Annotated in this window: 28 protein-coding genes and 1 riboswitch; of the genes, 6 read left to right on the forward strand and 22 right to left on the reverse strand. The window is 39.9% G+C overall.

The genetic code is table 11. From position 1 onward, the window contains the following. Positions 1-10: 10 nt before the first annotated feature. Positions 11-739, forward strand: a complete 729-nt coding sequence (larD, locus tag HMPREF3103_RS06675) for a D/L-lactic acid transporter LarD (RefSeq protein WP_244266392.1) — start codon at positions 11-13, stop codon at positions 737-739. Between the two features lie 75 nt (positions 740-814). Here the strand turns inward: larD and HMPREF3103_RS06680 are convergent, their stop codons facing one another. The 9 genes from HMPREF3103_RS06680 to cdaA form a co-directional block, all read right to left on the reverse strand. Next, positions 815-1,339: a hypothetical protein gene (locus HMPREF3103_RS06680; RefSeq protein WP_070438519.1), complete on the reverse strand. Its 525-nt coding sequence runs from the start codon at positions 1,337-1,339 to the stop codon at positions 815-817. Between the two features lie 113 nt (positions 1,340-1,452). Beyond that, on the reverse strand, positions 1,453-1,737 hold the full coding sequence (gene yidD, locus HMPREF3103_RS09415) for a membrane protein insertion efficiency factor YidD (RefSeq protein WP_005606386.1): 285 nt from the start codon (positions 1,735-1,737) through the stop codon (positions 1,453-1,455). A gap of 15 nt (positions 1,738-1,752) precedes the next feature. Further along, positions 1,753-2,361 (reverse strand): TVP38/TMEM64 family protein, encoded by a 609-nt coding sequence (locus HMPREF3103_RS06685; RefSeq protein ID WP_083278760.1) that lies wholly within the window; start codon positions 2,359-2,361, stop codon positions 1,753-1,755. Between the two features lie 79 nt (positions 2,362-2,440). Continuing rightward, positions 2,441-2,974, reverse strand: coding sequence for an acyl-CoA thioesterase (locus HMPREF3103_RS06690; RefSeq protein ID WP_049555660.1), 534 nt, complete (start codon positions 2,972-2,974; stop codon positions 2,441-2,443). Between the two features lie 178 nt (positions 2,975-3,152). After that, positions 3,153-3,263 (reverse strand): putative metal homeostasis protein, encoded by a 111-nt coding sequence (locus HMPREF3103_RS09535; protein ID WP_160313174.1) that lies wholly within the window; start codon positions 3,261-3,263, stop codon positions 3,153-3,155. Positions 3,264-3,280: 17 nt separating this feature from the next. Continuing rightward, positions 3,281-3,550: a 30S ribosomal protein S14 gene (rpsN, locus tag HMPREF3103_RS06695; RefSeq protein WP_049555661.1), complete on the reverse strand. Its 270-nt coding sequence runs from the start codon at positions 3,548-3,550 to the stop codon at positions 3,281-3,283. Between the two features lie 137 nt (positions 3,551-3,687). After that, a complete protein-coding gene (gene glmM, locus HMPREF3103_RS06700) occupies positions 3,688-5,040 on the reverse strand; it encodes a phosphoglucosamine mutase (protein WP_070438525.1) in 1,353 nt (450 codons plus the stop codon). Between the two features lie 17 nt (positions 5,041-5,057). Continuing rightward, complete coding sequence (locus HMPREF3103_RS06705) at positions 5,058-6,089, reverse strand: CdaR family protein (protein ID WP_070438528.1); 1,032 nt, start codon at positions 6,087-6,089, stop codon at positions 5,058-5,060. Beyond that, the gene (gene cdaA / locus HMPREF3103_RS06710; protein ID WP_070438529.1) at positions 6,082-6,927 is read right to left on the reverse strand and encodes a diadenylate cyclase CdaA; all 846 of its coding nucleotides are present in this window, start codon (positions 6,925-6,927) and stop codon (positions 6,082-6,084) included. Before cdaA ends, HMPREF3103_RS06705 begins: the two co-directional genes overlap by 8 nt. Positions 6,928-7,193: 266 nt before the next feature. On the opposite strand from cdaA, the gene HMPREF3103_RS06715 reads away from it, so the two are divergent. From HMPREF3103_RS06715 to HMPREF3103_RS06730, 4 genes are all read left to right on the forward strand, one after another. Beyond that, entirely contained in the window at positions 7,194-7,460 is a 267-nt protein-coding gene (locus tag HMPREF3103_RS06715) for a hypothetical protein (protein ID WP_070438532.1), read from the forward strand. 340 nt (positions 7,461-7,800) lie between these two features. After that, a complete protein-coding gene (locus HMPREF3103_RS06720; protein ID WP_070438535.1) occupies positions 7,801-8,088 on the forward strand; it encodes a hypothetical protein in 288 nt (95 codons plus the stop codon). After that, complete coding sequence (locus tag HMPREF3103_RS06725; protein WP_070438538.1) at positions 8,085-8,369, forward strand: hypothetical protein; 285 nt, start codon at positions 8,085-8,087, stop codon at positions 8,367-8,369. Before HMPREF3103_RS06720 ends, HMPREF3103_RS06725 begins: the two co-directional genes overlap by 4 nt. Before the next feature lie 2 nt (positions 8,370-8,371). Further along, the gene (locus HMPREF3103_RS06730; protein WP_070438540.1) at positions 8,372-8,605 is read left to right on the forward strand and encodes a hypothetical protein; all 234 of its coding nucleotides are present in this window, start codon (positions 8,372-8,374) and stop codon (positions 8,603-8,605) included. A gap of 50 nt (positions 8,606-8,655) precedes the next feature. Here the strand turns inward: HMPREF3103_RS06730 and HMPREF3103_RS06735 are convergent, their stop codons facing one another. From HMPREF3103_RS06735 to HMPREF3103_RS06780, 10 genes are all read right to left on the reverse strand, one after another. Then, the gene (locus HMPREF3103_RS06735) at positions 8,656-9,309 is read right to left on the reverse strand and encodes an SdpI family protein (protein WP_070438543.1); all 654 of its coding nucleotides are present in this window, start codon (positions 9,307-9,309) and stop codon (positions 8,656-8,658) included. Between the two features lies 1 nt (position 9,310). Beyond that, positions 9,311-9,577, reverse strand: a complete 267-nt coding sequence (locus HMPREF3103_RS06740) for a metalloregulator ArsR/SmtB family transcription factor (protein WP_005606402.1) — start codon at positions 9,575-9,577, stop codon at positions 9,311-9,313. 227 nt (positions 9,578-9,804) lie between these two features. Beyond that, a complete protein-coding gene (gene rsmA, locus HMPREF3103_RS06745) occupies positions 9,805-10,674 on the reverse strand; it encodes a 16S rRNA (adenine(1518)-N(6)/adenine(1519)-N(6))-dimethyltransferase RsmA (RefSeq protein WP_070438546.1) in 870 nt (289 codons plus the stop codon). Then, entirely contained in the window at positions 10,667-11,233 is a 567-nt protein-coding gene (rnmV, locus tag HMPREF3103_RS06750) for a ribonuclease M5 (RefSeq protein WP_070438549.1), read from the reverse strand. Before rnmV ends, rsmA begins: the two co-directional genes overlap by 8 nt. Then, positions 11,230-12,012 (reverse strand): TatD family hydrolase, encoded by a 783-nt coding sequence (locus HMPREF3103_RS06755; RefSeq protein WP_070438552.1) that lies wholly within the window; start codon positions 12,010-12,012, stop codon positions 11,230-11,232. Before HMPREF3103_RS06755 ends, rnmV begins: the two co-directional genes overlap by 4 nt. 11 nt (positions 12,013-12,023) lie before the next feature. Further along, a complete protein-coding gene (locus HMPREF3103_RS06760) occupies positions 12,024-12,662 on the reverse strand; it encodes an MBL fold metallo-hydrolase (protein WP_070438555.1) in 639 nt (212 codons plus the stop codon). Positions 12,663-12,758: 96 nt separating this feature from the next. Then, positions 12,759-13,268: a QueT transporter family protein gene (locus HMPREF3103_RS06765; protein ID WP_005606410.1), complete on the reverse strand. Its 510-nt coding sequence runs from the start codon at positions 13,266-13,268 to the stop codon at positions 12,759-12,761. A 5-nt stretch (positions 13,269-13,273) separates the two neighbouring features. Then, positions 13,274-13,318, reverse strand: a riboswitch (PreQ1 riboswitch). 63 nt (positions 13,319-13,381) lie between these two features. Beyond that, positions 13,382-13,942 carry a sigma-70 family RNA polymerase sigma factor gene (locus HMPREF3103_RS06770; protein ID WP_070438558.1) on the reverse strand — a complete coding sequence of 187 codons (561 nt, stop codon included), beginning with the start codon at positions 13,940-13,942 and terminating at the stop codon, positions 13,382-13,384. Positions 13,943-14,105: 163 nt separating this feature from the next. After that, positions 14,106-15,101, reverse strand: coding sequence for an aromatic acid exporter family protein (locus HMPREF3103_RS06775; protein WP_049555670.1), 996 nt, complete (start codon positions 15,099-15,101; stop codon positions 14,106-14,108). After that, complete coding sequence (locus tag HMPREF3103_RS06780; RefSeq protein ID WP_070438561.1) at positions 15,091-15,621, reverse strand: methylated-DNA--[protein]-cysteine S-methyltransferase; 531 nt, start codon at positions 15,619-15,621, stop codon at positions 15,091-15,093. Before HMPREF3103_RS06780 ends, HMPREF3103_RS06775 begins: the two co-directional genes overlap by 11 nt. Before the next feature lie 86 nt (positions 15,622-15,707). Here HMPREF3103_RS06780 and HMPREF3103_RS06785 point away from each other — a divergent pair, with 86 nt between their 5' ends. Then, positions 15,708-16,709, forward strand: a complete 1,002-nt coding sequence (locus HMPREF3103_RS06785) for a nucleoid-associated protein (protein ID WP_070438564.1) — start codon at positions 15,708-15,710, stop codon at positions 16,707-16,709. A 58-nt stretch (positions 16,710-16,767) separates the two neighbouring features. On the opposite strand, the gene rsmG is transcribed toward HMPREF3103_RS06785, so the two are convergent. From rsmG to HMPREF3103_RS06800, 3 genes are read right to left on the reverse strand one after another with little or no spacing between them, the layout of a single operon-like run. Beyond that, positions 16,768-17,481, reverse strand: coding sequence for a 16S rRNA (guanine(527)-N(7))-methyltransferase RsmG (gene rsmG, locus HMPREF3103_RS06790; RefSeq protein WP_070438567.1), 714 nt, complete (start codon positions 17,479-17,481; stop codon positions 16,768-16,770). 10 nt (positions 17,482-17,491) lie between these two features. Next, positions 17,492-19,390: a tRNA uridine-5-carboxymethylaminomethyl(34) synthesis enzyme MnmG gene (mnmG, locus tag HMPREF3103_RS06795; protein ID WP_070438570.1), complete on the reverse strand. Its 1,899-nt coding sequence runs from the start codon at positions 19,388-19,390 to the stop codon at positions 17,492-17,494. Positions 19,391-19,400: 10 nt separating this feature from the next. Further along, positions 19,401-19,877, reverse strand: coding sequence for an NUDIX hydrolase (locus HMPREF3103_RS06800; protein ID WP_070438573.1), 477 nt, complete (start codon positions 19,875-19,877; stop codon positions 19,401-19,403). Positions 19,878-20,051: the final 174 nt, after the last annotated feature.

Consider the following 20,051-nt stretch of genomic DNA (forward strand, 5'->3'; position numbering starts at 1 on the left):
GAATCGACCAATGGATCAAACATTTATGCATTTATTATTATCAGAATTTATGGGAACAGCCCTCATGATTATCTTCGGGGTTGGCGTACACTGTGATGACGTCTTGAAGAAAACAAAATACGCTGGATCAGGTCACTTATTCGCCATCACAACATGGGCATTCGGTATCACTGTTGCTTTATTTATCTTCGGTGGTGTAAGTATCAACCCTGCGATGGCGCTTGCTAAAGTGGTTTTAGGAGTACTTCCTGCAGAACAATTCATTCCAATCGCAATCGCTGAATTCTTAGGCGCATTTGTTGGTGCGGTAATCGTATGGTTCATGTACGCAGACCACTTCACAGCTTCTGAAGGACTTGTTGATGGCGTTGCAATCCGTAACATCTTCTCAACAAACCCTAACTGCCGTAACTTACCACGTAACTACTTCGTCGAAGCATTTGCAACTTTCATTTTCTTAACAGCAATCTTAGCAACTGAAAATGTAAACAAAGAATTATTACCAATCGTGGTTGGTTTAATCGTATGGGCTGTCGGTATGGGTCTTGGAGGTACAACTGGATTCGCGATGAACCAAGCTCGTGACTTAGGACCTCGTCTTGCTTACCAATTATTACCAATCAAAAACAAAGTCAATAACGACTGGCAATATGGATTATTAGTACCTGGTACTGCTCCATTCGTTGGTGCTGTATGTGCTGCATTCTTCGTTCGTTACTACTTAGGTTACTTTATGTAATATTTAAAATAGAACTATTAAACCCGTGTGGATGTCTTCTACTTCATCCACACGGGTTTTTGATTGTCATCAATACTATTCTGTTTTTTTCTTCTCATCGGCTTTTTGCAACGTCGGTTCTATTTTAAATTCTGAGAAAACAAATGTATTAGTTTCCACTTTACCTGTGTAATAGCCTTCAGAGTCAATCTTATCAATTGTAATCTTAATATGAAGACCTTTCTTTCCAGTATCATACGCTAATGTTGGTGCTAAAAATACTCTTTTCCCATCTTTTTTCATCTGAATATAGAAATTCCCAATCTTATCTGTATCCTTAGAAATTGTAACGGCCCCCTTCGTACGTGACTGCCCTCCGATTAATGTGATAGAAACACGATCCGTTGCACCAGTACTATCAGAATCTCGAAATTCACCAATAATAATTTCCTCAATTTCCTTATCCGTGTTATTAATAATCTCATAGCTAAATTCCGCATTGGCATTCTCATTCGTGAAAAAGACACGAATGGCTAGCCATGAACAGACTGCCATTAGCAGAATGATTGCTGCGCTTGCGACCCATTTCCCCACAGACCATTGTTTTAAATTACATGTCATTTATTATCCCTCTTTCTAAATCAGGTGCTTTTCAATTCGAATTATACCTCTACTTTTTTAAAACACAATACCCCTTTAATTATTTTTACAAATACAAAAACAGCCGACTATTTCTAGTCAGCTGTGTTGTGTTTACTTGCATCGATAATTTTCTTACGGTAATCCTTGTTCCGTCTTAGTGTGAAATAGTCTGGAACGGGATCTTGTCCACCTCGAATAAATGGATGGCATCTGCAAATGCGTCCGCAACCCATCAATACGCCTTTCAGCGCTCCATGCTTTTCAACCGCCTGAATCGTATAGCTCGAGCAGGTTGGTCTATAAATACAGGAAGGCGGGAATAATGGAGAAATCCACTTTTGATATCCACGCACGAGTGCAATCATGATTTTTTTCATCTCTATACTGCTTTCTTAATTAAATAATCTGAAGAAGGCTTGCGTTCCTTCTGCTGCAATTACTGTATAAACGTAAAGTGTGACTGGTTTTGCGATTAAACAAATGGCCACGAATTTCTTAAAGGTCATATGACTAAGCCCTGCCACCATACATAGGAAATCATCTGGGAATCCAGGAAGAACCAGTGCGCCAAAGAAGAAGCGCTCGAAGTGTTTTCCTTTGTCCAAATAACCGATGTATTTATTGTACGTATCATCATCCACGAACGCCTTCGCCAACGTCTCACCATAGCGACGAGCTAACCAGAAGTTGATACAAGAACCAATCATGATTCCCACAAAATTATAAATCCAGCCATGAAGAGGCCCAAATACGATATGCCCGATGACACAAGTTAAGCCTCCCGGAATAATCGGGTAAACTACTTGCGTAATTTGAATCAGGATAAAAATCAAAATTCCTACCCAACCTGAGTGGGCAATGCTTTCACGGAACGGTCCGTCTATGGCGAAATAATCATTCTTGGCCACGAGCCATCCTAAAATAATGGTTAAAATAATCCCGATAACGGTCACGATTCGTATAATTTTACGATTTAATTCGATTGCTTTTGATGTATCCACAATGAACTCCTTAAACTATTGATAGTTGCATTATAACAGAGAAACTTAAAAAATCCTTCGAAAGTTTCTTACGTTTTGGTTAAGATTCGTGATTCTCTAGGTTCCACGGTTTTACAACGGTAATATGATCCATTAATGCTTCTTGGCGTCCTAGTTGCTCTAGACGTGCCTTACGACGTTCTTCGTAGCCACTGCAGATGAACTTCTCTTCATCTGTTTCTGGAATGATGGCATCTACCGTAAAATCTGTTTCTCCTTCACGAGGAAGTGCCACAAATGTCCAAAAGCTTGTCGCCGCTAAATAGCGTTCGCCGTTTAACACATCTTCTCCGACCACTTTACAGAAGACTTCCACACTCTTCTTCCCTGTTCCTGAGATATACGTTTCTACGCAGACAGAATGTCCTAATGGAAGTGGTTTTAAATAGTTCATCGCGTCCACCGATGCCGTTACTGCAAGACGACGGCAATGACGGGAGACCGTAATCGATGCACAGTCATCAATAATTCGCGTTAAATTTCCTCCGAATAGTGTGTTATGCATATTCACATCGAATGGGAAAATTCTACGCGCTTGAATCGCACGAGTTTGGCTACATGTTTTAGATTGCATTTTCTTAGCTCCTTGGTTGTTTTACTGTTCTATTCTAACATGAAACCAAATTGCGTTCAAAGACACTCAAATTGTGTTTTGGAGAATCCTTCGGATTGAATTATAATAGCTGTAACGTTGCACCGGTTCGAGCTGTACGTAGAAAAAAAGACCCACAGTGTGAGTCCGGTAATCCCTATTATTTTTTCTTTGCACGTTTGGCTTCGTTAATCAGTTTCAATGCTCTCTTTCTTGTTTTGATATTTGGACTCTTCATTTGACGATATGCTGTTGCTAAATCTTGTTTCATTTACCTTACCTCCTCTTTTACCAGCTTGCTTTTTGAACGCCTGGAATCAATCCTTGATGCGCTAATTCTCTGAATTTGATACGTGACAAGCCAAATTTACGCATATATCCTCTTGGTCGGCCATCCGTTTGATCACGAAACTTCAATCGGTTCGGATTTGAATTTTTAGGCAGTTTTCTTAGTCCGTCAATGTCTCCAGCTTGCTTTAGGGCATAACGTTCTTCAGCGTAACGTTCGATGAGCGCTTTTTGTTTTTCATACTTTGCAATTTTAGATTTTTTTGCCATTTTATTCTCTTCTTTCTAAATCGTAATTGTTACGTTTTACATTGTATCAATTGTTTCCTTTAAAATCAAGTGGTTTATCCCAATAAAAAAAGAGAGCCTTTTTTCAAAGCTCTCCTTCAAATCGTATTTATTTAAAATTAGTCAATCCCAACTTCTTTACGAACAACGTCAGCAATACGTGTTACGTAGTCGTGAACGAGTTCATCCGTTGGTGCTTCAACCATAACACGAACAAGTGGCTCAGTACCACTTGGACGAACAAGCACGCGTCCGTTTCCATCCATCTCAGCCTCTACAGCATCGATGACTTCTTTAATCGCTGGAACTTCCATTACACCATTTTTATCGCTCACACGAATGTTTACTAATTCTTGTGGGTATGTTGGTACTTCACTGGCTAATTCGCTTAATGATTTGCCAGTTTGTTTCATAACATTCATTAATTGAATTCCTGAAAGTAATCCGTCGCCTGTAGTGTTTAAATCAAGGATAATGATATGTCCTGATTGTTCCCCACCAAAGTTGTAGTTGTTTTTGCGCATTTCTTCAACCACGTAACGGTCACCAACTGCTGTTTGAAGAGCAACCATTCCTTCTGCTTCTACCGCTTTATGGAATCCTAGGTTACTCATAACGGTTGATACGATTGTATCTTTACTTAAAGTCCCTTGGTTCTTGAAGTGTTTACCAAGGATGAACATGATTTTATCACCATCAACGATTGTTCCATTTTCATCCACTGCGATACAGCGGTCTCCGTCTCCGTCAAAACTCAAACCGATATCTGCTCCCGTTTCTTTTACGAACTCCACTAAAGCTTCTGGATGTGTTGACCCTACGCCATCATTAATGTTCACGCCGTTTGGTTTGTCACCCATTGTGTGGAAGTCTGTGTCTAAGTCAGCGAATAAACGCGTTAACATGGAAACTGTGGCTCCATTTGCGCCGTCTAAAGCAACTTTCATTCCTGAAAGAGAATCAACCGTATTTTGTAGGAATTGGCTGTATTTCAATGTTCCTTCTAAGTATTCATCTACTGTTCCTAATGCGTCTGTAGAAGGACGTGGTAATGTGTCTTCTTCGGCATCTAATAATGCTTCGATTTGCGCTTCTGTTTCATCTGTTAGTTTAAATCCATCTCCCCCGAAGAATTTAATTCCATTATCTTGAGCAGGATTGTGGGATGCTGAAATCATAACCCCAGCTACAGCGCCTTGTACTCGTGTTAAATAAGCTACCCCTGGAGTAGGAATCACTCCAAGTTGCATGACTTCAATCCCAACAGAGAGTAATCCAGCAATTAAAGCATGCTCTAATAATTGACCAGAAATACGAGTGTCACGCCCCACTAATACGCGTGGATGTGCATTTCCTTCTGCTTGTTGTAATAATACATAACCGCCATAACGGCCTAGTTTAAATGCTAATTCTGGTGTTAATTCTGCGTTAGCTACGCCACGAACACCATCTGTTCCAAAATATTTGCCCATAAATTTCTCCTTTAGCCTTATCTGGCTTGTGTTGTCTGTTCTTGTGTCGTTGTTTGCTCTTGTGTTGTTTCGGACTCTTTAGTTGTTTCTCGTGAATCCAAAATACCATGATCTACCACCGTAATAGTGACCTCAACTGCTTCTGGGGTAATACTATTGACACCAGATGGTAGTGTTAATGTTACTGTTTTTTTCGTGGTTTGAGTCACGTTGCTCACATCTACCACTACTGGAATAGCTGTAATTTGATTTAAAATCGATTCAGCTCCTAAGATTGTAACTTGCTTAGTAGTAGAATTCAATGAATATGAATAACGTGAAGTGCCACCAGTTGTCGTAAAGACAAGAGGGACTGTTTTGGAGCTAGAAGAAATTGGCACTCGAACTTGTACACGTTCTGGCTCAATTTTCACCGCAACAGGTTTTCCTGTGGCATCCAATGCTTGTAGTTGTGCTGTAGTCGTATAGTCTGATTTTGTCCCTTCAGGAATCGTAACTTTTGCGACTACTTTTTCTACTTGATTTAAAATCGAATCCGCAGCTTTGACTGTAACTGTTCCAGGAGAGGTCAAGCCATCTCCAACTTGATAGCCATTGCCAATACTTGAAGAATCAACCGTTACATTAACAGGGAACTCTTTAGCATTCTTCTTCTCGATGGTAATTTCAACACTTTCTGGTGAAACAATACCTGTCACTCCAGTTGGAAGTCCTGATACTGAAAGAGAAATCGTATGCTTTCCTTCCCCTAACTCTGTTAAATTTGGTGTAGTCACTTTGTACGAACCATTGCTAGATGTGCTTAAAATCAAACTACTTGGCCCTTCAAGACGTAATGCAACAGAGTCTGGTAATCCTGTTACCGAGTATTCTTCACTGTTGATATCCACATAAATTGGCACATTTGTAATCGTGTTTGAACTTGATTGTGGATTTAAAGTGCTTGAACGTAATCCGGAATTAGCGTCTTTAGCTAAAATAAATAGAAAGATACTTAGTACTAAAGACATCAACATGAGAAATGATTTTTTATTCATCCAATTAGCCATTCGAACGACCCCCTTTAAAGAGCGCACGTATCCAACGAACGACTGCTGGATCCATCTCGTCGTCTCCTTCTACCACTAAATGTTGCGACAAGACGTGAATTAATTCTTCAGAAGAAAGTTCTCGGTGTAATTTTTCGCGAATCGCGACACTCACTTTCCCCGTTTCTTCTGAGATGATAATCGTAATCGCATCACTCACTTCACTTAAACCAATTGCAGCACGGTGACGTGTTCCTAATTCTTTTGGAATCATCATGTTCTCAGACAGTGGTAAATAGCAGGCCGCTGCAGCAATATGATAATCACGAATAATCATTGCCCCATCATGTAATGGAGTATTTGGAATAAAAATATTTGTAATCAATTGATTAGAAATCTCAGAGTGAATCGGAATCCCAGTATTAATAAATTCTTCTAGAGAATTCCCTTGCTCAATCGAAATCAGAGCTCCTATTCTTCGTTTTGCCATATATTGAATGGCGATATTCAACTCATTAATCATGATTTCTGCTTCATTGGCACTTTCAGATTTACGTGAGAAGAAATTCGAACGTCCAATATGTTCTAATCCGCGACGAATCTCTGGTTGGAACACAATCAACGCAGCCACAACCCCCCACTGAATCACGAAGTTCATAATCCAGTCTAAAGTAGTTAGCCCAAGGAAAAAACTAATAAATTTCATTGCAGCAATTGCCGCAATTCCTTTCATTAAATGAATTGCCCTTGTTCCTTTAATAATTACTAAAATATTATAGAGAATGTACCAAACAATCAAAATATCAATCAGATTGCGAAAACTCCCCCATGAAAATAAACTATTCCAATTTATTTGCATAAAGTTAACCTCTCTTCCACCAATATGTACCTTTCTATTATAGCACAGATAGCCCCTAAACTAAAAAGTGCACGATTATTAATATAACAATAAAAATCAAATAAATAAAAAGTAAATATTCTCACAAAATTCGGAAAATAATCATCTACAAAAACGCTTACATCTGTTAGTCTGAGTTTGAGATAACACTACAAAATAACAGCAATTCGAAAGGAGGCCTTAAGTGTAGGAATCTTCTCAAAAATACTATTTAGGAGTTGAATACATTGAAAAAAATTTTGATTTCTTTTTTGATATTAATCACATTTTTTAGTTCGTTTGGCCCCTCTCTTTATAAAAGTAAAATATTAGCTTCAGAAACATCATCTTATCAACCTGTTGAAGCTAATGAAAATAGTGTTATTTTTGAGAATGGGGATACAATTATTTTAAGTCCTCAAAAAAGGGCTCCACGCGGATTTATCGGAAGAATACTTATCTTTCTTGGTGAGGTGCTTGTCGGATATATTGTTGATGGTGTAGTGGTTAACTGAACAGGAGCAAGTTCCGCTGAATGGGTTAGCCGTGCGATTAATTACTTCAGAAATTATCCAAATACCAGAAGAATCTATTTGAGTAGACCTGGAGGAGCAATGTAAAAGGAGGAACTATCATGAAAGACGATCGTAAGGGATATATTATTGCTGGAGTTTTAGGTTTTCTCACTTATTTTGTAGGAAGCACCATTTACTATTTTTTAACACATTAATAATTTTGTACAATCATTACTTACAACAAGTGGGAGATTCTCGAAACTTTTTAATCGAAATGGACCTCGCATTAGTACCTATGATATGTATGGAAATTACCTAAGACCGTAACAGGAGGTCAACTATGTCAGTTTTTACTCTAGGAAATTATACAGTGCATCTAGGCACAGGTTTACTTGGGTTTCAGTTAACTGAAGGGTTAAAGATTATATCTTCTCGTACCCTTCAAACTTACTTATTTATCCTATATAACTCTGACACAGATAGCTGTGATATTATAAATGGCGGTAACGCATCTTACACTATTAATCAAAATCAAATTTTCGTTGAGATAGCGTTTCCTGATGAATTTCAATACATCCTTAACCCATCTTTCGAAGGATTCATTAATCATTCAGGAGGGATAGAATGACATTCCAAGATTTTTCCGTTGGAGATTATACGGTTCAAATTCCTCTTTCTTTTGAAGTGATTCATCAAGAAAACGAAGAACTAATAGTATTAACTCCACCTACTTATCACAGCAGTGCACGTATATATATCTGCCCAGAAACCAAACAATTACACTTCACGAATCTCGGATTGATGAAAGTAAGAATTGCGGGAGAGCTCATTCAAATCATTCCGTTAAATAAAGAAGAATATTCTTTTCTGAATCTGAATCGTGATTCTATTGATTTAATGGAGGAGTAAAAATGATGACAATAAAATTAGGAACTTATTCTATTCATATCTCACCTAATATTGACACAGTAATGGATATAAGTAATAAAAAACTATTGCTTTGTCATAAGAGTACGTTAAACACTATTGGATTGCTCACTTATAACGAGCAAACTGACACTATAAAATTTAACTGCCGATGGGCTACCGACTTTGAAATGCATGAAAAAGATATTACAGTCATACTTCCAGAAGGCCTAGACTAGAATAAAATAAATAAGCTTTCATCCTTTTCGAGATGAAAGCTTATTTTCTTTTATGCTTCCTCAACATTCGCAATGTAGTAAGAATACCCACCAGTTACTGCTACCACCACTACTAGAATCATCGTAGCTACCAATATTGCAATATTATTTACCATAAAGATTGCTGTTAAAATCATTAATAGTCCAGCAATAATAGAAGCAAAACCAAAGAATCGTTGTGTTTTTCGGAAAGCTACATCATTATTTTTTAGCCATGACGCACGGAATCCAAAGTATTTTGTATTGTCTTTAATCTTAGGAAAGAGATTTCCAATCAGGATAAAGAAAATCCCAAGGATGAATGTCAAAAAACGTCCTATTTGTGTCCCAATCGTCACTCCATTTAAATACAACCAAAATTGGAAATAAGCAACAACATTCAGTAATAGTAGAACTAACCAACTAATAGAACGAGCGGTCTTCACATTCCCTCCTGTTAATTTAGGAGAAGTGCTAGCAATACGAATAATAAATCCAACAATGGCGACAATCACTGGATAAATTAAAATTGTAAATCGATTGGCAGTGCCAGTAACATTTCCAGAAAAGTCGAAATTAGATACAATGGTCTCCGGTAAGAACCACACCACCACTAGAGCCACAACGAGTGGTGCGAACATCAATGCAATATAAGTATATTTTTTTATTTGTTTTACTTGTTCCATGTTATTTTCCCCCAATAATTTGATTGATCCATACAATGGCTTCGTCCAGTACGGTCAAATTCAATTCATAATAAATAAAGTTTTTATAACGTGTTTCGTAGATTAAATCAGCTTGTTTTAATTTTCTAAGATGATAAGACAAAGCTTGCGGCGTCATCCCAATTAACTCCGCTAAATCACCTGTATTGGTCTTCCCTTTACGCAGAATTTCTAAAATTTGACGGCGCGTTTCGTCCGAAAGAGCAGACATTACTTCATTAACAGCCATCTCCTCAACTTCTTTCTATTTAAATTTATCTTTAAGTAGATTATACTCCTGAGGGATGTAAAATGCAACACCTATTTAAAATATTTTTTAATAGATTTTCGTGTAAAAGAAAGATGATACCTATGATTTCTTATGGATTGGTTTATCATCGCAGTAATAAACCAATCCGTAAGTTCCTTCGGTATCATCTTTTTAAACTTGTTCTTCTCCTGAGAGTGTATCTGCCACTAAAGTGCATCACTTAAGCGTGCGAACTCTTCAATTGTCAGTGTTTCTGCACGTCTGGTTGGGTCGATACCTGCAGCTTCTAATGCAGCGGCTAAGCTTTCTTTTGTATGGCTATCCCCAACATAAGCTTTAGTTAAATTATTCCATAACGTTTTACGACGTTGCACGAAGCTGTTTTTCACGAGCGCGAAGAATTTCGCTTCGTCTTTCACTTCTACAAGTGGTTTTTCCCGACGTTTCAACACCAAAATCGCAGAATCCACATTCGGAGCTGGATTGAAGACCGTCTTCGGCACAATAAATCCGATGCTTGCTTCGCAGAAATATTGAATCGCAATCGTCAAGGATCCATACGCCTTCGAATTTGGCTCTGCCGTCATTCGTTGCGCCACTTCTTTTTGCATCATCATCGCAAAACCATCGATTGGTAATTTTGATTCCAATAAATTCATAATGATTGGCGTTGTAATATAGTACGGCAAGTTGGCCACGACTAATAACGGCTCATTAATGTCGAAATGCTCTCCGATGACTTGCTCCAAGTCGACGTCCAAGATGTCGCTATGAACCACCGTTACGTTATCGTATGGGGCCAATGTTTCATCGAGCACTGGCAACAAACGGCCATCGATTTCAAACGCCAGCACTTGTTTAGCTTCTCTTGCTAGACGTTCGGTCAACGCACCAATCCCTGGTCCGATTTCAATGACGTTTGTCGTTTTGTCGACTCCTGCCACCTCTAGCATACGCGTTAAAATATTCGGTTCAATCAGGAAGTTTTGCCCTAGACTCTTCTTTACCGTTAGCCCATGACGTTCCATAATCTCGCGCGTTCTTTTCGGCGTCGCGATATCCTTTATTTCATTCATGTTTGTCCTCATTTTCTAAGACAGCCTCGAGTGCCGCCCTTAATTGTTCTTCTGTAATACCAAATAATTGTAATCTTTTCGCGAACTGTTTTCCATTCGTATGGCCAATTTTTAGAAAATCCGCTACCTTTTGACGTCTTGTTGCTGAATCTGGTTGTCCGATAAACCCAAGCGCCATCAGGGTTGCCTGCGAAATCACTGGCTTTCCGGGTTCTGTTGAAATCTCATGCACCGATTCGAGCGCTCGCTGAATAGACGCAGTACTAGCGTGTTCCACCCCAAGGCTCTTATGATTGTCTTTTCTGACAGCTTCTGCACGTTCGATAAAAGCATGCTTTACACCAGGTACGTGCTCTTGAATAATGTTTCGAATACGAGTCCCAGGATAATCTGGGTCCGTAAACACAATCACCTCACGTGTTTGAAGTGCCTTTTGAATGAGCGCAATCGTTTCTTCGTCAATCGCCGAGCCATTCGTTTCAATCGTTTCGATATCCGGATAGATTTCTCTCAAGCGTCTTGTATCGTCTCGCCCTTCTACGACAATGACTGGATTCATAGCAAGCCTCTTTCTTCCATACGGAATAACTTGATGGCATTTTGTGTGGTTTGGTGGGCCACTTCTTCCCAAGCAAGGCCGCGTTCTTTGGCAATCGTTTCAACGACATAGCGCGTATATCCAGGTTCGTTTCTCTTTCCACGGTAAGGCACGGGCGCTAAATACGGCGCATCAGTTTCCACTAACATACGGTCGAATGGAACTAATTTTGCACATTCACGAACTTGTGGCGCGTTTTTGAAGGTCGTCACACCGCTAAAGGAAATATGCATGCCTAAATCTAAGAAGCGCTTCATAAATTCCACGTCGCCATTATAACTATGCATAATACCCCCGATGTCTTGAATACCTTCTTCTTTTAGAATCTTGTAGCAATCTTCTGTCGCATCGCGGTTATGAATCACAATCGGCAATTTCATTTCCTTGGCAATCGCGATTTGGCGACGGAACACCTTGTCTTGTTCCTCGGGCGTTGAATCTTTCCAATAGTAATCCAGACCCATTTCCCCCATCGCGACCACTTGTGGATGCGTCAAGCGTTCCTGTAACCATTCTTCGATTTCTTTATTGTACTGGTAGGCCTCGGTTGGATGCCATCCGATAATCGAAACCACTTCTTTGAACTCTTCACTGAGCTCAAGACTTCGTGTAATCGTGTCCTTATCGAATCCCACCACCGCAAAACGCGTCACTGCAAGTTCCTTTGCACGCGCGATAACCTCTTTTTCTTCTCCTTTAAACGCAGATACATTTAAATGCGTATGCGTATCAAAAATCATCATTTCGCCTCTTATCTTGTTGCCCCATTTAAGAATGGGTTTGTCGCAATTTCATCTTTTAGCGTTGTTGGCTCCCCGTGTCCTGGGAAAATCACGGTTTCAGCAGGTAATGGCAATAAGTATTTGTGGATGCCTTCCATTAATTCTTTATGGCTTCCGTATGGGAAATCACTACGTCCAACACTGCCTTTAAACATCACGTCCCCACCGATAACAAATCCATTTTCTCTGAAAATAAAGATGGTTCCACCAGGTGAATGCCCTGGAATATGCGCTAATTCCGGTTCAAAACTTCCAACTTTCCATTTGCCCATTTCTTTAGGGAAATACCCATCCGCTGGCTTAGTGGTAATATTTTCTCCAGAGTAATATGAACGGTTCAATTCAGGATCGTGTAAAAATACTTTTTCCAACTCATTCATATACATTGGAATATTGTATTCTTCACGAAGCGCATCTACTGCTCCGATATGGTCTCCGTGCGCATGTGTTAATACAATCGCTACTGGCTTCAACCCTTCTTCTTTAATTAATTGTTTAATATCCTCGGCTTGTGCACCTGGGTCAAAAATCACGGTTTCTTTATTTTGATCAATTAAAAAGTAGACATTTTCTTCTAAACGTCCTACTGGAATGCTTAATAACTCCATCTGTATTCCTCCTTTAGGTCTCCTCTTAACTCTACATAAAATAGTGAGTTCTTGCAATCAAAAAACGCCCAAGCATAGAGCCCAGACGTCTGTTGATTAATCATTGATTAATTTTTTCAAATCGATGGCTTTGTTTAATGCCGTCATCAACGGAATACCCGCTAATAATACGACGATTTCACCAAAGAATGTTTGCGCGTAGCTTAACCAGAATGGTAAACCTAATGCTAAGTTCAATTCAATCGCTACTAAGAAAATCATCACACTGAAGACACCTGCTAAAACAAACATACGTGTTTTAACGTCTTTCACTGATTTGAAGAAAAGTGCGCTGATAGCGAATGAAGCAATGGTATGCCCTAATCCGAATACTAAGTCATACAAACCTAGACCAGACGCTGACATAAATACTGAGTTGACAAGTAATACACCGGCAACCACACCGATTCCGTATTTTTTGTCAAAAGCGAATAAGTGGTTCAACATTTCCGCAATACGGAATTGAACATCTCCGAATGCCATAAATGCTGTTAATGATGTTACGACCACATAAAGCGCTGCGATGATTGCGTTAATCACAATCAATTTTGATTTTTTATTTTGCATGTTACTGCCTCCTAGTTTTTTATTGAGGGATGGTTTCGAACCTCATCGGCAAAAACGCCATGTGCTATTGTACTATAAACAGCGTAAGATTGGTAGTCTTAAGTTGAATTTCTTTATCCTCTACAAATTTGTTCTTTGAATTTCTTCTTACACCGTTTGTGAGCCCCTTTTACAGAGGTAACCGACTTATCGAAGTGATCTGCCATCTCTTCAAACGTCTGTCCGTCTAACACCCCCAGAAAAACTTCTCTTTCAAAACGAGATAAGTGATGGAAGTATTCCTCCGCATCTTCATGTAAAAATACTTGTTTCTCGCAAGATTCTACGGAAGCTGACATCAACGCTAGCTCCCCTTTATCTCCATGGATTAGAAGATTATGAGGAACTACTCTTTGTCGATGCTCCCTTCTCAAACACTCTACTGCTAAGTTTTTTAGGCAGCGTTGATAATAACCTGCAAATGAAACAGCATGGTCTTCATTATATTTATCTAATGCTCGTAACATCATGACTCTAGCTTCTTGAGCAAAATCTTCTTGATCCATCTCATGAAAGAAATAATGATGATTCATACTGGCAATTAAAGGCTCAAATCTCTTTAACAACTCGGTAATTGCCTCCTCATTATTTGCTTTAGCTAGATGAACTACTTCCGACAACTCTTTCTTTTCCATAAAATAACCTCCCTATAAATTCCTCCCTCATTCCTTCTCCACTTCAGTATATTGATTAGCAAACATAAAAAGCCCTAGTTTTATCGGATAAAACCAAGACTCCTTAAGAATTAAATTCATTTGTCTTATTGAAAATAAAAGATAGGATTATTTCCTAACCTTCTTAATTGCTTTTGGAAGAATTTCTACTCTTCTCTTTTCTCTTGAAATAATGCACACCATAAGTTTGATAGAAATCGACTTTCAGTTGCACGAATCGTTTCAAGTCTCTTAATAATTGATATAATTGCGCTCTTTTCTCAAATTCGCGTCTTGTTTGCGGCAAAGGTCTTTCTCGAAAATGTTCTAACATGGCTTCAATCTCATCAATGAGTTGACTCGCTGTATTCTGCTCTGCTAATTGCTCTGCCGTCTGTTTAAACATTTCAGACAAGATGGCCATTTCTTCCCCATCCCAGCGAAATTCATTTAAATTGACCGCCATAATTTCTAATAACTTTGTTTGATCGCGTCGCATTTCAAAGTACTGTTCATCGTAGGTGATTTCACTTGTTAGATGGTTCTCTGATTCTAAGCGAACATATTCTCTAGCCGCTTTCAATTTTTCTTTCACAATTTGAAGAACTTCTCCATCATTTTTTCCATTTCCAACGGATAAAAATCCAGACATTTTCAATAGAACTTCTCTCATTTTTGATTCAATTTCTTCACGAATGTCAATAATATGTTCACGGTACGATGGCATGTACCAGTTGAATAAAATAGCAACTCCCGCTCCAATCGTCACAAGAAGCATTTCATTCACAAACAAAGAGAACGTTAATTGTTGTTGCGTCCAAAGATGAATGACTAACACCGTACTTGGTGCGACTCCAATTTCTACTTTTAATAAATAAGCCATCGGAATATAACATAATAAGTAAATTCCAAAACTCATCGCATCAAAACCAAAAGCCCAAAAGACGATTCCACCGACCAAAAGTGCCAATAGGGCTGCAGCTAATCGTTGACTAGTGGCCGCTAAAGAGATTTTCTTTGTATCCATTACACTTAAAATCGCAATAATGGCAGCTGCAGAGGGGGTCGACAAATTGAATGCTTGTGCAATCATTAAGGCAGTAAATGCCGAAACGATTACTTTCATTATTTTAAGCTTCATTATGGATCACTGTATCTCCTTGTATTTGATGTCCTTCCAACTCTAGAAGAGTAGTTTTTCTGTTCAATCCTCCCGCAAATCCTGTTAATTTTCCTGTTGTCGCAACGACTCTATGACATGGGACGAGAAGCGCAATTGGATTTTTCCCAATAGCGTTTGCGACTGCACGAGGGGAGGTTTTTCTACCTATCTTCTCACTGACACGGTGGGTAACTTCATTATAAGTCCATACTTCTCCAAACGGAATTTCTAGCAACGTATTCCAAACACTTTGTTGAAAAGGAGTTCCTCCTTCATAAGCAATCGAAAACAAAGGAGTTCCTGGAGTTTTCTCATGATAATACTGATTAATCCATGTTTTTACTGGTTCCCAAAGTGCTAGTGAATCATCCCATTTTGGATTTTTCACAAAGGCACACTCATATTTTTGCCCTTCAAACCACAAACCGGTTAATGCCACCTTATCACTTGCAGCAATCATCACCCCTAGTGGTGTATCTATCTTCGTCAAAACCGTCATGGCTAATTCTCCTCATTTCTCATTACAAATCTATTTTTCTATTATATAATATTTTCTATCGAATGAAATAGGAAAGGAGCACTTTCATGCTCATTAACGAAGCCGTTTTACATATTTTAGATAAAAATTCAGGAAACTTACTATTATCTCAGGCCCCACTGCAACTGAGTGATCCATTTCTCATTGAATACATTACAAAACTCGTGGATAAAATCAAAAAAGGCGATCCACATATCGGTCAACTAGCTTCTAGCGAACCGCTTCTTGGATATCTAGTAGACGAAGGAATTTCTTTCTTAGAAAAGACGCAACAGTTATCCGATAAACTCTTTGCTCTTATTGCACCAGCAGAAGAAATCGGACCAGCAGACTACCTATTCTTTACGGGAACAAGCGATACAGGCGGCACACTTTTTGGAATGATTCGCCTCGATTACAGTTCAAAAGTCACACACTTTGTCGATTATGAAGGCGAAGCCGTTAGCAATACCATCTTGCAAAATCACGCAATCTTGCCAAACGCGACGCAAAAACCTTCGGAAGCGTTCATCGTAGATTTATCAAACGGAAACTATACCTTAATCGAGAAAAAAGTGGTAATCGAAGGCCAAAAGACTGCCTATTTCTCTGAAAAATTCTTAGAAATTACTGTACCGGTGACAACGAAAGAACAAATCAAGGAAATCAAAAAAACGGTCACTCATATCGCGAAAAAACACGACGAGGAACCGTACAAAGCGCTGGCAACGACGCAACAAGCCATCTTCCACCAGCTTGAAGAACACGACGAAATCGACGCCGCAGCTATCTTCGACAAGGTGTTCGAGGAAAAAACGCTCGCACGTGAAGCCGCACAGTTGGCCATCACCGAAGGACGCGTTCCAGAGAAAATCGCCGTAACGAACGTGCCCAAATACGAACGCAAATATAGCAAGCAGAAATTCAAACTCGACAACGGTATCGAAATTACCATTCCAAGTGAAATCTACGAAAACAAGGAAATGGTCGAATTCATTAATAATCCGGATGGCTCGGTTTCGGTACTGATCAAAAATATCGAAAGTATCTTAAATAAATTTAATGCGTAACACCATCTATCTAATGTAAAACAAGAAACCTCCTAGAAAAATTCTAGGAGGTTTTCGTTTATAACGGCTTCTTCAATGGAAGCCCCGGTTTTCTAGGATATTTATTTGGCGTTTCCTTCGTCTTTAAAATCGTGACAACATGACGGTTTCCGCCTTCATATGGCAAGTCGAAAGAGACATCCCCTTCTACTTTCCCGCCAAGAATCGCAATCGCTTTTTTCGCTTCTTCCAGCTCAACTTCTGTATGCGCCGCTTTTAATGCGAGGAAATACCCATGCTTTTTCACGAGTGGCATGCAAAATTCGCTCAGTACACTGAGTTTAGCAACGGCACGAGCAGTCACCACATCAAACGATGCACGGAAATCTTTGTTTTGCCCAAAGGTTTCAGCACGGTCATGGAAACACTGTACGTCTTTTAGTCCAAGCGTCTCCACTAATGTATTCAAGAATGTAATGCGCTTATTCAACGAATCCACAATCGTCACCTTTAAGTCTGGGAAGACGATTTTTAGCGGAATACTTGGAAATCCTGCGCCCGCACCCACGTCGCAAAGCGTTTGGTCGGTCAATTCATGATGAAATCCAAGCGCCAATGAATCATAGAAATGCTTCAAATACACGCCTTCTTCATCCGTAATCGCCGTCAAGTTCATCTTTTCATTCCATTCCACTAATAGATGGAAATATTGGTCGAACTGCTTCTTTTGTACATCCGACAGTGTAATCCCATGCACTTCTTGGAGTCTCTGATAAAATTCTTCTGGTTTCATACGCGCCTCCTTATTCTTGCACTTTAGCAATCTTGCCTTGTTCGATATAGACCATCAAAATCGATACGTCGGCTGGGTTCACCCCACTAATACGGCTCGCTTGCGCAATCGTTTCTGGTTGAATTAATTTCAACCGTTGACGCGCTTCTGTCGCAAGACCGTTAATCGCATCATAATCGATATTGGCAGGAATACGTTTGGCTTCCATGCGTTTTAATTTCTCCACTTTTTCAATCGCTTTGGCAATATAGCCTTCGTATTTAATCGAGATTTCTACTTGTTCTTTCACTTCACGAGAAACTTCCACCGTTTCACCAGCAAAACTTACTAATTCGTCATAGCTTAATTCTGGACGTTTCAACAAGTCGCTTAAAAGGATGCCGTCTTTCAATTCTGCAGATCCTTTTTCGGCCAAGAACGCTTGTAATTCGGCAGTTGGCTTCAAGCGAAGCGATTGCATCCGTTTGATTTCGGCTTCAATCGCTTCTTGTTTTGCTTGGAACTCAGCATAACGTTCGTCGTCAATCAATCCTAGTTCGCGTCCTTTTTCCGTTAAACGTAAATCGGCATTATCATGACGAAGTAAGAGACGATATTCCGCACGAGAAGTCAATAGACGGTAAGGTTCTGTCGTTCCTTTTGTAACCAAATCGTCCACCAATACGCCGATATACGCATCGCTTCGGCCAAGAATAAATGGCTCTTCTCCGCGAATCTTACGCACGGCATTAATCCCAGCATAGAGCCCTTGCCCCGCTGCTTCTTCGTATCCACTCGTTCCGTTCATTTGCCCGGCAGTGAATAAGTTTTGGACAAGTTTTGTTTCAAAAGTATTTTTCAATTGGTGCGGCACGACCACATCGTACTCGATGGCGTAACCCGTACGCATCATCTCCGCATTTTCCAACCCTTCCACGCTACGAATCATCTTGATTTGCACGTCTTCTGGAAGAGAAGTCGACAATCCTTGAATATACACTTCTTCCGTATTTTCCCCTTCTGGCTCTAGGAAAATTTGGTGACGAGGCTTGTCGCTGAAACGAACGATTTTATCTTCAATCGATGGACAGTAACGCGCGCCGACCCCTTCTACAATCCCTGTAAACATCGGTGCACGGTGTAAGTTCTCACGAATCGTTTCATGAGTGCCTTCATTCGTATACGTTAACCAACAAGGAATTTGGTCGTAGCGGTAGTCTTCGTCTTTGGATGTAAAACTAAATAAGTTTGGCGTGTCATCCCCTGGTTGGATTTCTGTTTTACTATAATCAATGGATGAGCCTTTGATACGTGGCGGAGTTCCTGTTTTGAAACGCGCCAATTCAAAGCCTAATTCGAGTAAGTTCTCTGATAATTTAATCGATGGTTGTGAGTTATTGGCACCCGATGAATATTTCAATTCCCCGATAATAATTTGACCACGAGAAGAAGTTCCGGCCGTTAAGACCACCGCTTTTGAACGGTAGATGGCACCTGTATTTGTGATAACCCCTTTACATACGCCATCTTCAACAATCAATTCTTCCGCAATTCCTTGGCGTAAATCCAAGTTGTCTTGCTTCTCGATTGTCTTCTTCATTTCTTGCGCGTATAAATGCTTATCTGCTTGAGCGCGTAAGGCACGTACAGCAGGACCTTTCCCAGTGTTCAGCATACGCATTTGAATATATGTTTTATCGATGTTGCGACCCATTTCGCCCCCAAGAGCGTCGATTTCACGCACGACAACCCCTTTGGCAGGTCCGCCTACAGATGGGTTACATGGCATAAAGGCCACCATTTCTAAATTCATTGTGAGTAATAATGTTTTTGCGTCCATACGTGCACTTGCTAGCGCCGCTTCACTGCCGGCATGTCCAGCACCGACGACAACTACATCATAATTTCCAGCTTCGTAAGTTGTTACCATAGTCTCTCCTTTACTTTCTTTCTCCATAAAATTCTACATTGTGACTAACATATTCGCCTGCTTCATAATTAAACTTCGCAGAAAAGAACGGCTCCTGTCCTAAAATCCACTCTAGAAAAATGCGGTCTCCTTCCCAAGATGGCTTCTGGAGGATTTCATCGTAAGGCACCCATTCTAGCGTCCCTTCTGGCGAATCAATCAGCTCTCCTGAAAACTCCGTTACCCGAAAGACATACGTATACCAGTCGTGTCCTGGGGTGAATTCTGGAAAGGTGATGATTCCTTTCATCTCCATCTTTGTCGCCGTCAGTCCTGTTTCTTCAAAAATTTCACGAACGGCACATTCTTCCGGAGTCTCTGCTGCTTCGAGTTTGCCACCAACGCCAATGTATTTGCCCTCATGGACATCGTTTGGCTTTTTGTTGCGTAATAACAGTAAGAACTCTTTCCCATTATCGATATAACATATTGTCGCTAGCTTCGTCATCAGCTTTCCTCCTTGTGCCTTTCGTTGAAAGAGTTATAACTTCAATTCTTTACGGATATCTTCATAGTAGCGGTAATGGGGCACCGGATTGAGCCTTACGTCTCAACTCCTATCAAGCTTCAAACTGACTCTACGGGTTACAACCCTAGAGTCAGTAATTCACATTGGTTGCTA

The sequence above is a fragment of the Granulicatella sp. HMSC30F09 genome, assembly GCF_001806915.1.
Lineage (GTDB): Bacteria > Bacillota > Bacilli > Lactobacillales > Aerococcaceae > Granulicatella > Granulicatella adiacens.

Excerpts from the sequence above, each read along its gene's own strand:
- larD (WP_244266392.1), top strand. The coding sequence starts at position 11 with ATGGATCAAACATTTATGCATTTATTATTATCAGAATTTATGGGAACA.
- HMPREF3103_RS06680 (WP_070438519.1), bottom strand. The coding sequence starts at position 1,339 with ATGACATGTAATTTAAAACAATGGTCTGTGGGGAAATGGGTCGCAAGC.
- yidD (WP_005606386.1), bottom strand. The coding sequence starts at position 1,737 with ATGAAAAAAATCATGATTGCACTCGTGCGTGGATATCAAAAGTGGATT.
- HMPREF3103_RS06690 (WP_049555660.1), bottom strand. The coding sequence starts at position 2,974 with ATGCAATCTAAAACATGTAGCCAAACTCGTGCGATTCAAGCGCGTAGA.
- HMPREF3103_RS09535 (WP_160313174.1), bottom strand. The coding sequence starts at position 3,263 with ATGAAACAAGATTTAGCAACAGCATATCGTCAAATGAAGAGTCCAAAT.
- rpsN (WP_049555661.1), bottom strand. The coding sequence starts at position 3,550 with ATGGCAAAAAAATCTAAAATTGCAAAGTATGAAAAACAAAAAGCGCTC.
- glmM (WP_070438525.1), bottom strand. The coding sequence starts at position 5,040 with ATGGGCAAATATTTTGGAACAGATGGTGTTCGTGGCGTAGCTAACGCA.
- HMPREF3103_RS06705 (WP_070438528.1), bottom strand. The coding sequence starts at position 6,089 with ATGGCTAATTGGATGAATAAAAAATCATTTCTCATGTTGATGTCTTTA.
- cdaA (WP_070438529.1), bottom strand. The coding sequence starts at position 6,927 with ATGCAAATAAATTGGAATAGTTTATTTTCATGGGGGAGTTTTCGCAAT.
- HMPREF3103_RS06720 (WP_070438535.1), top strand. The coding sequence starts at position 7,801 with ATGTCAGTTTTTACTCTAGGAAATTATACAGTGCATCTAGGCACAGGT.
- HMPREF3103_RS06725 (WP_070438538.1), top strand. The coding sequence starts at position 8,085 with ATGACATTCCAAGATTTTTCCGTTGGAGATTATACGGTTCAAATTCCT.
- HMPREF3103_RS06730 (WP_070438540.1), top strand. The coding sequence starts at position 8,372 with ATGATGACAATAAAATTAGGAACTTATTCTATTCATATCTCACCTAAT.
- HMPREF3103_RS06735 (WP_070438543.1), bottom strand. The coding sequence starts at position 9,309 with ATGGAACAAGTAAAACAAATAAAAAAATATACTTATATTGCATTGATG.
- HMPREF3103_RS06740 (WP_005606402.1), bottom strand. The coding sequence starts at position 9,577 with ATGGCTGTTAATGAAGTAATGTCTGCTCTTTCGGACGAAACGCGCCGT.
- rsmA (WP_070438546.1), bottom strand. The coding sequence starts at position 10,674 with ATGAATGAAATAAAGGATATCGCGACGCCGAAAAGAACGCGCGAGATT.
- rnmV (WP_070438549.1), bottom strand. The coding sequence starts at position 11,233 with ATGAATCCAGTCATTGTCGTAGAAGGGCGAGACGATACAAGACGCTTG.
- HMPREF3103_RS06755 (WP_070438552.1), bottom strand. The coding sequence starts at position 12,012 with ATGATTTTTGATACGCATACGCATTTAAATGTATCTGCGTTTAAAGGA.
- HMPREF3103_RS06760 (WP_070438555.1), bottom strand. The coding sequence starts at position 12,662 with ATGGAGTTATTAAGCATTCCAGTAGGACGTTTAGAAGAAAATGTCTAC.
- HMPREF3103_RS06765 (WP_005606410.1), bottom strand. The coding sequence starts at position 13,268 with ATGCAAAATAAAAAATCAAAATTGATTGTGATTAACGCAATCATCGCA.
- HMPREF3103_RS06770 (WP_070438558.1), bottom strand. The coding sequence starts at position 13,942 with ATGGAAAAGAAAGAGTTGTCGGAAGTAGTTCATCTAGCTAAAGCAAAT.
- HMPREF3103_RS06775 (WP_049555670.1), bottom strand. The coding sequence starts at position 15,101 with ATGAAGCTTAAAATAATGAAAGTAATCGTTTCGGCATTTACTGCCTTA.
- HMPREF3103_RS06780 (WP_070438561.1), bottom strand. The coding sequence starts at position 15,621 with ATGACGGTTTTGACGAAGATAGATACACCACTAGGGGTGATGATTGCT.
- HMPREF3103_RS06785 (WP_070438564.1), top strand. The coding sequence starts at position 15,708 with ATGCTCATTAACGAAGCCGTTTTACATATTTTAGATAAAAATTCAGGA.
- rsmG (WP_070438567.1), bottom strand. The coding sequence starts at position 17,481 with ATGAAACCAGAAGAATTTTATCAGAGACTCCAAGAAGTGCATGGGATT.
- mnmG (WP_070438570.1), bottom strand. The coding sequence starts at position 19,390 with ATGGTAACAACTTACGAAGCTGGAAATTATGATGTAGTTGTCGTCGGT.
- HMPREF3103_RS06800 (WP_070438573.1), bottom strand. The coding sequence starts at position 19,877 with ATGACGAAGCTAGCGACAATATGTTATATCGATAATGGGAAAGAGTTC.